At 59.4% G+C, this 15,356-nt stretch carries 15 protein-coding genes; 13 read left to right on the forward strand and 2 right to left on the reverse strand.

Features of this window, described 5'->3' with window-relative positions; all coding sequences use genetic code 11:
• From BLO50_RS16205 to BLO50_RS16265, 13 genes are all read left to right on the forward strand, one after another.
• Positions 1-933, forward strand: a complete 933-nt coding sequence (locus BLO50_RS16205; protein WP_090254785.1) for an ExeA family protein — start codon at positions 1-3, stop codon at positions 931-933.
• Complete coding sequence (locus BLO50_RS16210) at positions 930-2,279, forward strand: tetratricopeptide repeat protein (protein ID WP_090254787.1); 1,350 nt, start codon at positions 930-932, stop codon at positions 2,277-2,279. Before BLO50_RS16205 ends, BLO50_RS16210 begins: the two co-directional genes overlap by 4 nt.
• Positions 2,279-4,003 carry a GspE/PulE family protein gene (locus BLO50_RS16215; protein WP_090254789.1) on the forward strand — a complete coding sequence of 575 codons (1,725 nt, stop codon included), beginning with the start codon at positions 2,279-2,281 and terminating at the stop codon, positions 4,001-4,003. The genes BLO50_RS16210 and BLO50_RS16215 overlap by 1 nt, the downstream gene beginning before the upstream one ends.
• Before the next feature lie 31 nt (positions 4,004-4,034).
• The gene (locus tag BLO50_RS16220) at positions 4,035-5,270 is read left to right on the forward strand and encodes a type II secretion system F family protein (RefSeq protein WP_090254791.1); all 1,236 of its coding nucleotides are present in this window, start codon (positions 4,035-4,037) and stop codon (positions 5,268-5,270) included.
• A gap of 14 nt (positions 5,271-5,284) precedes the next feature.
• Positions 5,285-5,785: a hypothetical protein gene (locus BLO50_RS16225; protein WP_143003834.1), complete on the forward strand. Its 501-nt coding sequence runs from the start codon at positions 5,285-5,287 to the stop codon at positions 5,783-5,785.
• Between the two features lie 18 nt (positions 5,786-5,803).
• Positions 5,804-6,316 carry a type II secretion system protein gene (locus BLO50_RS22175; RefSeq protein ID WP_090254795.1) on the forward strand — a complete coding sequence of 171 codons (513 nt, stop codon included), beginning with the start codon at positions 5,804-5,806 and terminating at the stop codon, positions 6,314-6,316.
• Positions 6,317-6,342: 26 nt separating this feature from the next.
• On the forward strand, positions 6,343-6,807 hold the full coding sequence (locus BLO50_RS16235) for a pilin (RefSeq protein WP_090254797.1): 465 nt from the start codon (positions 6,343-6,345) through the stop codon (positions 6,805-6,807).
• Entirely contained in the window at positions 6,735-7,256 is a 522-nt protein-coding gene (locus BLO50_RS16240) for a type II secretion system protein (protein ID WP_090254799.1), read from the forward strand. Before BLO50_RS16235 ends, BLO50_RS16240 begins: the two co-directional genes overlap by 73 nt.
• A gap of 47 nt (positions 7,257-7,303) precedes the next feature.
• Complete coding sequence (locus tag BLO50_RS16245; protein ID WP_090254802.1) at positions 7,304-7,672, forward strand: type IV pilus modification PilV family protein; 369 nt, start codon at positions 7,304-7,306, stop codon at positions 7,670-7,672.
• Entirely contained in the window at positions 7,672-8,541 is an 870-nt protein-coding gene (locus BLO50_RS16250; RefSeq protein WP_090254805.1) for a PulJ/GspJ family protein, read from the forward strand. The genes BLO50_RS16245 and BLO50_RS16250 overlap by 1 nt, the downstream gene beginning before the upstream one ends.
• Positions 8,531-8,926, forward strand: coding sequence for a pilus assembly protein MshP (locus BLO50_RS16255; protein ID WP_244152900.1), 396 nt, complete (start codon positions 8,531-8,533; stop codon positions 8,924-8,926). The genes BLO50_RS16250 and BLO50_RS16255 overlap by 11 nt, the downstream gene beginning before the upstream one ends.
• Complete coding sequence (locus BLO50_RS16260; RefSeq protein WP_090254809.1) at positions 8,923-9,159, forward strand: hypothetical protein; 237 nt, start codon at positions 8,923-8,925, stop codon at positions 9,157-9,159. The genes BLO50_RS16255 and BLO50_RS16260 overlap by 4 nt, the downstream gene beginning before the upstream one ends.
• A 73-nt stretch (positions 9,160-9,232) precedes the next feature.
• Positions 9,233-12,691 (forward strand): LamG domain-containing protein, encoded by a 3,459-nt coding sequence (locus BLO50_RS16265; protein ID WP_090254811.1) that lies wholly within the window; start codon positions 9,233-9,235, stop codon positions 12,689-12,691.
• Between the two features lie 55 nt (positions 12,692-12,746).
• On the opposite strand, the gene ntrC is transcribed toward BLO50_RS16265, so the two are convergent.
• Both ntrC and glnL read right to left on the reverse strand, forming a co-directional pair.
• Positions 12,747-14,180: a nitrogen regulation protein NR(I) gene (gene ntrC, locus BLO50_RS16270; protein ID WP_090254813.1), complete on the reverse strand. Its 1,434-nt coding sequence runs from the start codon at positions 14,178-14,180 to the stop codon at positions 12,747-12,749.
• Positions 14,177-15,259, reverse strand: coding sequence for a nitrogen regulation protein NR(II) (glnL, locus tag BLO50_RS16275; protein ID WP_169852826.1), 1,083 nt, complete (start codon positions 15,257-15,259; stop codon positions 14,177-14,179). The genes ntrC and glnL overlap by 4 nt, the downstream gene beginning before the upstream one ends.
• Between the last annotated feature and the right edge of the window lie 97 nt (positions 15,260-15,356).

Consider the following 15,356-nt stretch of genomic DNA (forward strand, 5'->3'; position numbering starts at 1 on the left):
ATGTATGAAGCCTTCTTTGGTCTGCACGAAAAGCCTTTCGCGCTGACCCCGAACACCGGTTTTCTGGTGCAGCTGGCGCCCTATCAGGCGTGCCTCAACCTGCTGCGCGTGGCTCTCGGTGAAGGTGAAGGGTTTATCAAAGTCACAGGGGAAGTGGGCACCGGCAAGACGTTACTCTGCCGCACGTTGCTCAATGAGCTCGACGCTGAGCGCTTTCAGCTGGCCTATTTGCCCAATCCGGGCATGAGCCCGACGGGCTTGCGCCAGGCCTTGGCGCGTGAGCTGGGCATTGAAGGTATTGAAGAGCTGGATACCCAGGCGGTGCTGGAGGCCTTGCACCGACGGCTGATTGAGCTGGCCGCCGCAGGCAAAAGCACGGTGCTACTGATTGACGAGGCCCAGGCACTGCCTACCGCGACTCTGGAAGCACTGCGTCTGCTGACCAACCTGGAAACCGAGCGGGCCAAACTGCTGCAGGTGGTGCTGTTCGGCCAGCCCGAGCTGGATGCGACCCTGGCGCGTCCGGAGTTTCGTCAGCTGCGCCAGCGCATCACCTTTTCCTATCAACTGCGTGCGTTGGATGTCAAAGACACCAGCCGTTACTTGAGCGAACGTCTGGCGGTGGCCGGCTATCGTGGCGAGTCGCTGTTTGAAATGCCCGCAGTGCGGTGCTTGGTACAGGGCAGCGGCGGTATTCCACGATTGCTCAATATCCTGGCGCATAAAGCCTTGATGGTGGCCTTCGGTGAGGGGGTGCGGCAGGTGCGTGTCAGCCATGTCAAACGCGCCCGGCGCGATACTGAAGGTGCGCAACCTTTCCTGCATCGGCGCTCCCCCTGGTTGGGGTGGGGCATGCTGGTCGGTGTGTTGTCGATTGTGTTGGTTGTGGGCGCGTGGCCCTGGCTGGCGCACTGGCGGGAGTGGCTGCTATGAGCCTGGTGAACGACATGCTGCGTGACCTGGAAACCCGGCGCGCCGCACCCAGTGAACGGCTGCAGTTGGATGGGCTGTACGCGGTGGATGAAACCGCTGTGACCCGCCGCGACCGATATGAGCGTCTGCGCCGCAGCGTTGTCGTGCTGGCGGTGGTGGCCGTGCTCGCTGTCCTACTTGGCCTGTTGGTTGATCGGCTGCTCAGTGCAGCGCCTGAGGTGTCCACCGTAACGCCGCCCGTGGCGCCCGCTTCGGCGGTACCGTCGCCGGTGCAGATACTCGACGTGCTGCCGCAACATGATGGCCGTGGCTTGGTGCTGCAGCTGCTGCTGGATCGCAGCGTGGCCTATCAGCGTAACGAAGAAAGTGGCGCTGTCAGCCTGCGCCTGAAAGATACCCAGCTGGCCGGTGAACTGCAGCAGGGGCGGTTGCAGCGCGATGGCCGGAGCATTTCCTGGCGAGTGGAGAACTCGGGTACGGATGTGCAAGTCCTGCTGGTCGGCCTGGGCAATAGCTTGGCAGTGTCTGACCGCCTTGAAGCGGCAGGTGACCGCTGGATGCTTTGGATAGACGTGCCTCTGAATACGCCTGTTGAGGCGATTGATGCCCCTTTGGCACTGGATAACCTGCCCCCGGCCGAAGCCGAAAACGCGCACAGTGAAGCGCCACTGCCGGCGTGGGTCAGTGCGCCATTACCGACGCCTGTTGCCGCCTCGCCACCTCCACCCGCAGTACAACCCATAGCACCCGTTGCTGCGCCGCAGGTGAAGATTGCCGCGTACCAGCCCGACACCCTGACCTTGGCGCGTCAGGCCTTGCAGGCAGGCGACCACCCTCGCGCGATCAGCCTGCTTGAAACCCTGCAGAACACCCGTGGCCATGACCCACAAGTGCTGCGCTGGTTGGCCCGCGCCTATCTGGCGGCCGACGATCAGCAGCGTCTCCTCGACTGGCTGCCCGCGCAACTGGCGCAACTGCCCGATGACAGTGAGCTACGCCTGATACTGGCACGCGCGCAATTGCAGGCCGGTGATACCCGTCGCGCTGTGGCGACGCTGGAGCAGAACCCGCCGCGCCTCGAACAGGAACCGACTTACTTTGCGTTGCTGGCCGCCAGCTATCAACAGACCGACCAATGGCAAAACAGTGCCGACTTGTACCGGCGTCTGCTCGCCCTGCGGCCCAGCCAGTCAACCTGGCAACTCGGGCTGGCGATTGCCCTTGAGCAGCTCGATCAACCGGCCGAAGCTGGCCGCCATTATCGTCTGGCCCTCCTGGGCACAGACCTGGACGACAGCACTCGACGCTTCGTCAGTGAACGCGCCAAGGCGCTTGGAGGCCTTTGATGAGTCAGGATGATGTTCGCCAGCGCAAGGTGCGCCTCGGTGACCTGCTGATCCAGGCCGGTTTGCTCAGCGATGCGCAGCTGCAACTGGCCCTGCAGGATCAGAAACGCACGGGCTCCAAACTGGGCCGCACAGTAGTGGATATGGGCTTTGTCGATGAGGTGCGCCTGCTCACCGCCTTGTCCGAGCAGATGAAGATCCCGTTTATCGATCTCAAACACTTCAAGTTCGACCAGGAGTTGGTGCAAAAACTGCCGGAGGCCATGGCCCGACGGTTCCGCGCGCTGGTGTTGTCACGCGAAGGCGATGGCCTGCTGGTGGGCATGTCCGACCCGCTCGACCTGTTTGCCCTGGATGAAATGGACCGCATCCTCAAGGTCCGCGTGCGCCCGGCGGTGGTCCGTGAGGCCGAGCTGCTGGCGACGCTGGATACGGTGTACCGGCGCACCAGTGAAATTGCCTCGATTGCCGGTGAGCTGGAAGGTGAACTCAAGGACAGCGACTTCGACCTGTCCAAACTCGGCGCTGACAGCAACACCGAAGCGCCGGTGGTGCGCCTGCTGCAAACCCTGTTTGAAGACGCCGTGCAGATGAAGGCGTCGGACATCCACATCGAGCCCGACGAAGGCGTGGTACGCATTCGTCAGCGCATCGACGGCGTGCTCAATGAGCAGGTGATGAAGGAGGCGCGCGTGGCTTCGGCCCTGGTGATGCGCCTGAAGATCATGTCCGGGCTGGATATTTCCGAAAAGCGCCTGCCCCAAGACGGCCGTTTCAATATCCGCGTTAAAGGCCACAACATCGATGTGCGGGTCTCGACCATGCCCGTGCAGTACGGCGAGTCAGTGGTCATGCGTCTGCTCGATCAAACCGGCGGGGTGTCCACCCTGGAAGCCAGCGGCATGCCGCCCGACATGCTGGTGCGCTTCCGTCGCCTGCTGCAACGCCCGTTTGGCCTGGTGCTGGTGACCGGGCCGACGGGTTCGGGTAAGACCACCACGCTGTATGCCGGGCTGTCGGAGCTGAACAGTCCGGAGAAAAAGATCATCACCGTGGAAGACCCGGTGGAATACCGCCTGCCACGCATCAACCAGGTGCAGGTCAACGCCAAGATCGACCTGAGCTTTGCCCGCGTGCTGCGCGCCGCGCTGCGTCAGGATCCGGACATCGTGCTGATCGGTGAGATGCGTGACCAGGAAACTGCCGAAATCGGCCTGCGAGCGGCACTCACCGGTCACTTGGTGCTCTCGACCCTGCACACCAACGATGCCCTGACCTCGGCCATGCGCCTGATCGACATGGGCGCCGAGCCGTTTCTCGTCGCCACCTCGCTGAATGCCGTATTGGCCCAGCGCCTGGTACGCCGGGTGTGCGAGAACTGCATGCAGGATCACACCCCGGATGCCCGTCAGCTGGTCTGGCTGGAAAACCTCTACAAAGCGCCGCTGCTCGGGCGCAGCTTCAAGCGTGGCGCCGGGTGTCACCAGTGCCACAACACCGGTTATGCCGGTCGCGTGGGGGTGTATGAATTGTTGGAAATGGATGACGGCATGATCGCCGCCCTGCGCCGCAATGACCCGCAAGGCTTTGCCGAAGCGGCCCAAACCAGTGCCCACTACCGGCCGCTCGCCGCCTGTGCGCTGGACTACGCCTTGGCTGGGGTCACCAGCGTGGATGAAGTGCTAAAAGTCTGTGCCACCCTGACCGATGAAGGGGTGGCCTGATGGCGAGCATATGGCGCCAGGAGGCAGGGCGGTGAGCCTGTATCGCTTTACCGGTCGTGATGCCCAGGGCGGCAAAATCATCGGCAGCCGCGAGGCCGGTTCTGCTGACAGCCTGGCCAGTGAACTGTTGGCCGAACGCATTACTCCGCTGACCATCGAGGAGCAGGCACAGGCGAGTGACAGCGACGTGTTCGCCCAGCTCAAGGAAAGCCTGCGGCGCAAACATGTCGACCTGGAAGAGCTGATTATCTTCTGCCGGCAGATGTACAGCCTGAGCAAGGCTGGCGTGCCGATCATCCGTGCGATTGGTGGTCTGGCCGAATCCAGTCGCAACCTTTACCTGCGCGAAGTGCTTCAGGCGGTGCGCAGCGATCTGGAAGGCGGGCAGGGCATGGCCGTGGCGCTTAACGCCCATCCCAAGGTGTTCAACACCCTGTTTGTCAGCATGATCAGCGTCGGGGAAAACACCGGTCAGCTCGATCAGGCTTTCCGCCAGCTGTCGGTCTATCTGGAACTGGAGCGCGAAACCCGCAAGCGCATCAAGCAGGCCACGCGTTATCCGCTGTTCGTGCTGTCGGCCATGGCGGTGGCGCTGGTAGTGATCAACCTGTTCGTGATTCCGGCCTTCTCCAAGGTGTTTGCCCAGTTCAAGGCGGACCTGCCTTGGGCTACGCAGATCCTGATCGGCACCTCGCAATTCTTCCAGGATTTCTGGTGGCTGCTGGCGCTGCTGTTCGGTGGCAGCCTGTTTGGCTTTTTCAAATGGATCGAGACCGATGCCGGTGCCCTGAAGTGGGACCAGATCAAACTCCGCCTGCCGATTGTTGGCGGCATCTTCGAGCGGATCGCCCTGGCGCGCTTCACCCGGACTTTCGCGATGATGTACCGCGCCGGCGTGCCCTTGCTGCAGACCCTGTCGATCAACAGCGCCAGCGTGGGTAACCGCTACATCGGCCAAGCGATTCTGGCCATGCGTGAAGGCATTGAGCGTGGCGAAGCCCTTACCCGCACCGCGTCTGCCAGCGGCCTGTTTACCCCGTTGGTGCTGCAGATGATGGCCGTGGGCGAAGAAACCGGCGCGCTGGACGACCTGTTTGTCGAGGTGGCGGATTTCTACGAGCAGGAAGTGGACTACGACCTCAAGCAACTGGCCGATGCCATCGAGCCTATTCTGATTGTGGCCATGGGCATCATGGTGCTGGTGCTGGCGTTGGGTGTGTTTCTGCCGATGTGGGAACTGGCTTCGGCGGCCAAGGGTGGTCGTTGAAGGGTGAGTACCAATTGGAAGAGCACGTGCGCCTGGCGCGGCGGCTCGTGTGGACTATTGGCGGTGTACTGCTGGTGGCCGTGCTGCTGGCGCTGGCCTGGAAGATTGCCCAGGTCAGCGAGCGGCGTGCGCAGCAGGCCACCCGTGAGTACCTGGCCTCTAGTCTCGCCAGCCTGAGTGCCGAGCATCATGCACAGGGGCGTCCTCTGGACAGTAGCTGGCGCAAGAGAAATCCGTTTGCCCTGTTGCGTTGGCAGCAGGACAACTATTGCGGTGAATTGACGGGAGAGGCTGCGCCTCAGGGCGGTTGCTGGTATTGGTTACCAGACCACGCTTGGGTTCTTTACCAAGCCAGCTTTGCCGACGGGTGGACAAGAACACAGGGTGAGGTGCGTGCGTGGCGGTTGTTGGTGGTTTCAGCTGGCCCGCCAGCTGCGTCACAATCATTACAAGCATCTTTTACCCTGGAGCTTGAGGCAGTACCCGCGACGGAGTTGTCTGCAGCGGGGTATTGAAGTGACTGAGAGGAAGCAATGAAGAACAGTAAAGGCTTTACCCTGATCGAATTGGTTGTCGTCATCGTCATACTCGGCATTCTTGCCGCTGTGGCGCTGCCGCGTTTTATCAACGTCTCCAAGGATGCTCATGAAGGTGCCGTCAAAGGTGCCGGCGGTGCATTGGCTTCAGCTGTTCTGCTGGTTCGTTCGCAGTGGGAAGTGAATCGCTCCAACGGCTCGGATACGACTCCTGATACGGATGTAACTGGATACGGCGACGGCCTGGTGGATGTGAACGCCAGCGGCTGGCCAATCGGAACCGGTGGTGCGCTCAACTGCGTGCAGCTGTGGAACGCGATTCTGCAGGGATCTGCTCCGACTGTTGGCACTGCCTCGACACCGACTGCTCCGGTGGATTACGTGGCCACAACTGCCGGTACAACCTGTACTTACACCTATCAACTCGACCCGCCAGTGAGTGCCACCACAGGTGACCGGATCGTCTACAACTCCGCAACGGGCACTGTCGTCACGACTTACGTACGTTGATCAATTGCTGTTAGAGGACCTATCTGATGAAGAAGCAACAAAGCGGTTTTACCCTGATCGAGCTGATTATGGTGATTGTGATTCTGGGCATCCTGGCGGCGTTTGCGTTGCCGCGGTTTGCGGATTTCGGTGCCGATGCTCGCCGCGCAACCATCCAGGGTGTTGAAGGCTCCATGAAATCAGCCAGTGCAATCACGCGCTCGGCATTTCTGGCGGCTGGTACGAATCCAGGGACTGTTACTCTGGAGGGAGCTTCTGTGGCCATTTCGAATGGCTATGCCAGTGCTGCAGGTATCGTAGTGGCGGCGAATATCACAGGTACCAGTGCTACTGATAACACCAATACGGGCGATTTTGTTGTTACGACCGCAGCCACCACAACCACTGTGCAGGCGAAAGGTGCAACTACTGCGACTGCATGTCAGGTGGTTTATACCGCAGCCACTGCGACGGTGGCTCCGACTATTGTCCGTACTACCACTGGCTGCTAAACCCTGTGCGCGGCTTTACCCTGGTCGAGTTGCTGATGGTCATTGTGCTGATCGGCATTCTCGCAGCCGTGGTAGGGCCGCGTTTCTTTGATCGGCAGGTGTTCGATGAACGCCTGTTTTTTGAAGAAAGTCTGGCGGCAGTGCGCTACGGGCAGAAGCTGGCAGTGGCCAGTGGCTGTCCGATTCGCACCCAGATCAATAACACGGGCTATGCGCTGACCTATGCGCAGGTCTGCGGTCAGTTGGCCGCCGGTAGTGCAGTGGCTAACCCATCGGGTGGTAACTATGCCGCCAGCAAGCCGGAGAGCGTGACGATGACGACTGCTCTGGATATCACCTTCAATTCCCTGGGCGGCGCTGCCGGTGCGGCTAACACTGCCAATCTGGGCAACGGTGCCTTTGTTCTGAACGTCAACCCGGTTACCGGCTTTATCGGGACCACACCGTGAACGGGCGAGAGTCTGTGCGGGGTTGCCGCTGGTCTCGGCAGCGCGGGATGACACTGGTTGAGCTGGTGATCACCATTGTGGTGATCGGCATTGCCGCCGCCGCCATGTTTTCAGCCATGGCCAGTATTACCGGGCGCTCGGCCGATCCGATGCTGCGTCAGCAGAGCCTTGCCCTGGCCGAGGCCTATCTGGAAGCCATCAGTGCTCGTGCTTATGCCGACTTACCGGCTGCTGCGCAGGCCGCGCAAGCGGCACAGGACATCAATGGCAATGCGATTTTGCCGGGTTATCAGGTGGCTGTCGGCGTCGATACCACGGTGACGTTGGATGGAACACCGGCAACCCGCATACGCGTCACGGTCAGTGATCCGGGTGGGCAAACCCTAAGCCTCGACGGCTTCAGGACCAACTACTGATGCGCCGGCTCGCCTGCACTCTTTCAGCGTCCCGTACGCCCGTGCGGGTGGCTTATACCGGCCATGGCTTTACCTTGGTCGAGTTGGTGATGGTGATCGCCCTCTCGGGGTTGGTGGCGGTGATGATTGGCACGGTGATGTCGCGGCCGATGCAGGGCTTTGTCGACCAGAGCCGCCGCGCCGAACTGGTCGATCTGGCCGCCACGGCGGTCAATCGCATGGCCCGCGACGTGCGCCTGGCAGTGCCTAACTCGGTGCGTATCAATGGCGGGGTGCTGGAGTTGTTGCGGGCACCGTCGGGTGGGCGTTATCGCGCCAATCTGGCGGGCGGTGTGCTACAGGACCCGCCGGTGTGTGCTGCTTCGCCCTGTACCATTCCCTTTGCCGGGCCGTTGCAACTCAATGAACTGGCCTTGCCGGCCAATCTGTGGATGGTGATCTACAACGTTGGCAGTGCCGGGGCCGGCAATAACGTCTGGACGCCGGCGGCAGGCGCCCCCTCGGTGATCAGCCCACGTGTCAGCATCAGTGTGCAGGGCACTGAGCTGTACCTGACGGATGCGGCCATCAGCGGCTTTCGCTTTCGTTATGCCTCACCGCAGCACCGTTTCTTCCTCGCCGATCAGGTGGTGGGCTATCGCTGCAGCAATGGTCGGTTATGGCGTGGCGAGTTCGACTCGCTGGCCGCCAGCTATGACTACAGCACTGCTGCTCCCGTGGTCGATAAGGTGGATTGCGCCAACAGCAGTTTCACCTACACGCCAGGCACCAATATTCGCAGTGGTCTGGTGACAATTCGACTGACGCTGAGCACCAACGGCGAAACCATCAGCCTTTTGCAGCAGGTTCATGTCGACAATGCGCCCTGAACGAAATGAGGCCGGCTTTGGCCTGGTAGCGGCAATGTTTCTGATCATCATCGTGGCGTTGGTGATCGCCGCGATGGCGCGCCTGGCGGTGACCCAGAATGCCACCACCAGCCTGGCCATCCAGCAGGCGCGCGCCTATCAGGCCGCGCGCGCAGGGATTGAGTACGGCATTGTCCGGGTGCTGGCTGGCCAGGGCTGTACGAATTTCGCACTCGGTGGTTTTCAGGTTGCGGTGACCTGCACCCCATCGGCAGCGGTGGATATTCCCGAAGAAGACCGCCTGGCTGTGCAGTTCTTCAGCATTACGGCCCGGGCTGAACATGGCCAGCCGGGTAACCCGGACTATGCCTATCGGGAGATAACCTCGGTGGTGGAGCGACCATGAACATGTACCTGCGTTGCTTAGTTGTCGGGCTGCTGCTGTTGAGTGGCAATGCGCTGGCAGTCAGTTACACCCTGCCAAGCGCGACATTTGCGCCTTGCCAGGGGACCTGGACGGCTGGCAGTAACACCTGTAGTGGCCAGGTCAGCTTTGCCAGCGGCGATACCCTGACCAGCAGCAGTGCGCTGATTATGCGTATCGTCAGATGGCAGCCGTCATGGAACGTTGAGCCGTGAAGGTGCAGGTGTCGGTTGTTGGTGAGTCGTGCGCCAACAAGGTGAGCACACTATTTGGGTTGGAGAATGGGGTATGAAGATGGGCCTTGAGGACGGGCTTCGCGGCTTTAGACGGATGGCGTATGCGCTGTCTCACGTTGGACTGCTGCTCGTACTTTTTGCTCTTCTTCCTTTTCAGGCAATGGCCGCGACTTATGCATTTCAGTCCACGAACTATGCGTGGGAGTCTGCTAATACCAATATTGTCTGGGACCAAACGCAGACTGGTTTTCCTCGTGATGATGACAAACAAGTTATCAATATTGGTTTTACCTTCCGCTTTGCCGGCGTTAATTACACCCAGGTTCGTGTACATGCCAATGGGGCTCTGCAATTTGGTGCCGATACGCAGTTCCATCGGCAATTTAATAATACTGATCTGCCAATAACTACTACGCCCCCCGCTTGCTCAGGCTGTTCAGCAGGTACACAGGCCGATCGCCTGATGTTGTTGTATTGGGATGATATCAACCCGCGGTTGGGTGGCACTGTGCGATATCAGACAAAAGGCACTGCACCTAATCGCAGGTTGGTGGTTTCTTGGGAAAGTGTTCCACACTTCAACTTTGGTGGGGCCTATAGCTTTCAAGCCATTCTCTATGAGTCAGGTGAGTTTGTTTTTCAATACGGTACAGGTAATGCCAGTGGTGTGAGTGCCACTATTGGTGTTGAAATCGATAACTCCGACTTCACGCTCTACTCCCTTAATAGTGAATATAGCTACTCCGGCACAGCTATTCGCTGGTTTATCCCTTCGGGGGAGCCCGCTCGTTTGGCTGAGTACCGTTTTGAGGAGGGTGTGCTCAATGGCACAGTCAACGAAGTTATTGATTGGTCCGGTAATGCGTTCCATGGGCAGGCCGTTGGAAGTGCTTCTTCTGAGGCCGATGGCTACATATGCCGGGGGGTTCGCATTGCGGCAAATACCAATGGCACCAGCAATGCGGTAAATACCAATCTTGATATCGATGCAGCCATTGGTAACAGCGGTTCAATTACCTTCTGGTATCGGGGGAATAATGCTTGGAGTGTTCGTGATCATCAGCTGTTGGATGCAACTACTCAAAACAATCGTTGGTTTTTTCTGACTAAGCGCGCTAATCGCACGTTGCGTTTTGTGATGAGTGATAGTGCGGGAGGTCTTGCAACTGTAGACACACTCCCACAAACGGTGAATGCCAATGCTTGGAAACATATTGCTGTTACTTGGCGATTTGCACCAGGTACAAACCAGACCGTTCTTCGGATTTACGTGGATGGCGTGCTCGCGAGGGTCGCGCAGACAACTACTAATGGCATTCTGCCCAGTAATTTAGGTACGTTATTTGTTGGTGATAATCGCAGTTCCGTGATCGGTCAAAATGGAACGCTAAACTCGGCCGATGGTACTTTCGATAGTGTGCGGGTTTACAATTTTGAAATTAGTAATGCTGCTGTTTTGGCTGACGTGGTTGCGACACATCCCTGTGTGGTGATTGATCATATTCGAATTAACCATGATGGCGCAGGGTTAACCTGTAACCCAGAGACCCTAACGCTGCAGGCGTGCGTCGACAGTCTTTGCACTTCGTTATATACCGGAGGCGTTAGTGCGACCCTCCGTTTAGACGAACAGGCTGTTGGATTCGCCAGTTTCTCAGGTGGTACAGGTACTGTGCAGTTCAATAAGAGAACTGCAGGCACGTTTTTGCTGGATGTTGTAGAAGTAAAGCCGGTTGCTAGCAACATTTCCCGATGCCAGTTGGGGGGGGCTTCGAACAGTTGTTCAATTACCTTTGCAGACAGCGGTTTTTTGTTGGATGTCCCCAATTTGCTGGCAGCGCGGCAAGCTGACGCAACCATTCGAGCTGTGCGCAAAGATAATGCCAGTCAGGCCTGTGTTCCAGGCTTTGCAAGTGGTAAGCGCAATGTCCAATTTAGCTCTACGTACACCGACCCTGACAGTGGAACCGAGCCTGTTGTCGTTAATGGCGTGAGCTTGGTGGGAGGTACCGCTGCGCTCGACTTGAATTTTGATGCGAACGCCAGCGCACCACTTACTGTGCGTTACGACGATGCTGGGCTGGTGACGCTCAGTGCTCGCTACATTGGCAATGACGACTCTGACGATGACGGATTGCTGATGACGGGTGTTGATCAGTTTGTAAGCAAGCCCTATGGATTGTTGCTGGAGACTGATGCTGCGGGCAGTTGTGCTGCAAACATATCGTGTCCTGTGTTCCCGGGTGGTGTACGTGCTGGCGATCCGTTCAGCATGCGCATCAAGGCAGTAGCCTGGCAAAGTGATACTGAGCCACTTACGGCAGCAGACCTGAGTAACAATCTCGTTACACCTAACTATCGTCAGAACAACATTGCCTTGAATAGCCAAGTTCAAGCGCCTGCTGGTGGTAGCAACGGTGTGCTTGGGATCAGCAGTTATGCCCATCTCGTGGGCAATGAAACTACCGTGGAAAACCAATCTATTTCTGAAGTTGGTGTGTTTAGGTTGACGGCCACGCCACCGGCTAACGGTTATTTTGGTGAGACGGTCAGTGGCGGCAGCAGTGGTCTGGTTGGGCGTTTTATTCCGGCGTATCTTGGCGCGGCCGGCAGCGCCAGCCTGACGCCGAGTTGTGGCAGTACCTTCAGTTATCAAGGGCAGCCCATGGGTTTTACTTCAGGCAATGAGCCGACCTTGATGGTTACTGGTTACAACAGAAGCGGCAACGTCACGAGTAACTATGATCGTGGTGACTTTTGGCGTCTGGCAGTACCGAATGCCGGTGCGTTTATTTCGACTACCTGGGTAGTTGGACTTGATGCGCGCCTTGCCAGCCAAGGGACGGCCAACCTCACACAAGAGGGTGCGGGGGATGGGGATGGTAAACAGAGTTTTCGCTGGAGCAATCAACAGCTGCTCTATAAATCGGCGGAGCTGCCGAGCAGCGATGACTATCCGTTTACGGCCAGTGTGCAGCAGCGTTTTGTTGCGGCAGCCTTAACTGACAGTGATGGGGTTTGTATCGGTGCTGGGGGCGGCTGCCAAGACTTTAGCTATGACTTTACCAATAGCCCCGGCAGCGAAGTGCGTCTGGGCCGCTTGCGCCTGGGCAACGCGCATGGCTCGGAACTGCAGGGGCTGAGTCTGCCGGTGGTGCTGGAGAGTTGGCAGGCTAACGCAAACGGCAGCTTTCAGCCTGAAGGGTTGGACACCTGCACCACGGCTGTCAGCCTAGGGGCGGCGCAGCTGGATCAATTCAGTGGCAATCTGGCCGCGGGGGAAACCACAGCCAGCCTGGCTTGGCCGCTGAATCCAACTCAACGTCAGGTGCTAATGAGTGCGCCAGGTAGCGGCAACGATGGTTCGGTGCAGGTCAGTTATCCGTCCGCGCCCAGCTGGTTGCAGTACCCCTGGGACGGGACAACCCGTTCGGCAGCACGAGGCCTGGCCAGTTTTGGGATATACAAGGGCTCAGCCCCGGTGATCTACCGCCGCGAGCTGTATCGCTGAAATAACAAGGCCGCCTGTGCGGCGGCCTTGCTTGGATCGAGTTAGCCGCGAGGCCTCAGTCGTCGCTGTCTTCGTCATCCGCGCTTTCGACGTTCATGCCCAGTTCCTTGATCTTGCGCGTCAGGGTATTGCGGCCCCAGCCCAGCAGCACGGCGGCGTCGCGGCGGCGGCCGGCGGTGTGCTTGAGCGCGGTCTCGATCATGATCCGCTCGAACGCTGGTACGGCGGTATCCAGCAGGCTGGACTGACCACGGCCCAGGGCCTGATCGGCCCACTGGCGCAGCGCCTGTTCCCAGTTGCTGACCGGCGCGCTTTCCTGCGGCTGGCTAAGCAATTCGGGCGGCAGGTCGTCGACATGCACCTCACGGCCCGAGGCCATGACGGTGATCCAGCGGCAGGTGTTCTCCAGCTGGCGCACGTTGCCCGGCCACGGCAGCTGCTGCAGATAGTCTTCGGTTTCGCTTTTCAGCAGCTTGGGTTCGACTGCCAGCTCCAGCGCGGCGCGGCTCAGGAAGTGCCGGGCCAACGTGGGGATATCTTCGCGGCGATCCGACAGCCGTGGAATATGGATACGGATCACGTTTAGGCGGTGGAACAGGTCTTCGCGGAACTTGCCGGCCTGCACCAGGCTTTCCAGGTTCTGGTGGGTGGCGGCGATGATGCGCACGTCCACTTTGACCGGGGTGTGGCCACCCACCCGGTAAAACTCGCCATCCGCCAGCACGCGCAGCAGACGGGTCTGGGTGTCGGCCGGCATGTCGCCAATTTCATCGAGAAACAGTGTGCCACCGTCAGCCTGCTCGAAACGCCCACGACGCTGATTAGCCGCGCCGGTAAAGGCGCCTTTTTCATGACCGAACAGCTCGGACTCCATCAGGTCTTTGGGGATCGCTGCCATGTTCAACGCGATAAACGGCGAGGCCGCGCGCGGGCTGTGGCGATGCAGGGCGTGGGCGACCAGCTCCTTGCCGGTGCCGGATTCGCCGTTGATCAGCACGGTGATATTGGAGTGCGAAAGACGGCCGATGGCGCGGAACACCTCCTGCATAGCCGGTGCTTCACCGATGATCTCCGGCGTACGCGGCTGCTCGACCGGCACGGCCAGGCTCTGCTGCTCCTGCGCATGCATATTGGCGCGCTTGACCAGCGACACCGCCTCGTCGACATCGAATGGCTTGGGCAGGTACTCGAACGCGCCGCCCTGGTAGGACGCCACGGCGCTGTCCAGGTCGGAATGCGCGGTCATGATGATCACCGGCAGGCGCGGGTACAGCTCGCGGATGCGCGCCAGCAGATCAAGGCCGCTGGCCCCTGGCATACGAATATCGGAAATGATCACATCGGGTTGCTGACGGCTCAGGCGGCTAAGCACGCCATCGGCGCTGTCGAAGCTCTGGGTAGTCATACCTTCCTGTTGCAGGGCCTTTTCCAGGACCCAGCGGATGGAGCGGTCGTCATCGACAATCCAGACGGTTTCACTGCGACTCATGACGGTGATACTCCTTGTTCCAGCGGCAGGAAGATCGAGAACACGGTATGACCCGGATGGCTCTCGCACTCGATCAGGCCTTGGTGCTGACTGATTATGTTCTGGGTAATGGCCAGGCCAAGGCCGGTGCCGTCGGCCCGACCACTGACCATGGGGTAGAAGATGGTTTCTTGCAGCTCTGGCGGAATGCCGGGGCCGTTGTCGATGATTTCGATCTTGGTCACCAGGCGGTGGCGACAATGACCGATGGTGAACTGGCGCAGCGCACGGGTGCGCAGGGTGATGCGGCCCAGGCGTAGATCGCTTTGCCCGGACAGCGCCTGCATGGCGTTGCGCACGATATTCAGCACCGCCTGGATCATCTGCTCGCGGTCGATCAGCACATCAGGAATGCTCGGGTCGTAATCGCGCACCAAAATGATGCTGCCTTGGCTTTCCGCTTCCACCAAGCTGCCGACACGCTCTAGCACTTCGTGCACGTTGGTCATCGCCAGGGACGGTAGCTTGTTCGAACCGAGCATGCGGTCGACCAGATTACGCAGGCGGTCGGCCTCCTCGATGATCACATTGGTGTAATCCTTGAGGCTTTCTTCGGGCAGTTCGCGCGCCAGTAATTGCGCGGCGCCGCGAATGCCACCCAACGGGTTTTTGATCTCATGGGCCAGGCCGCGCACCAGCAATTTGGTGGTTTCCTGCTTGGACAGCTGCGCTTCTTCTTTGGTGATGCGCAGCAGGCGGTCGCGTGGGTGCACTTCCAGCAGCAGCAGGGTTTCGCCTTTGCTGAGCACCGGTGTCACGGCGTAGTCGACGGTCAGGGTCTGGCCGCTGACTGAAGTCACCACTGCTTCGCGCTTGTTGAACGGATGAGCGTGTTGAACGGCCTGGCGCAGGGCGCTCAGCGCTTCGCTGGATTCGGTAAACAGCTCGCTGATGAATTGCCCGTGACTGCGCTGACCACTGACGGCCAGGAGCATCTCCGCTGCCGGGTTCATGTACTCAAGGCGCAGGTCGTCGTTGAGCAACAGCGTGGCAGTGGTCAGGTTGTCCAGCAGCAGGCGGTGCAGTGCGTCGTTGATGATCATATGGGATGTCAGCAGACCCTTGGGTTCCAGCAATGCAGCTGGAAAATGCAAGAAGCAAACCAAAGCCCCGAAAAGAAGCGTGTTTGGCCGTGGG

The organism is Pseudomonas peli, from assembly GCF_900099645.1.
GTDB lineage: Bacteria > Pseudomonadota > Gammaproteobacteria > Pseudomonadales > Pseudomonadaceae > Aquipseudomonas > Aquipseudomonas peli.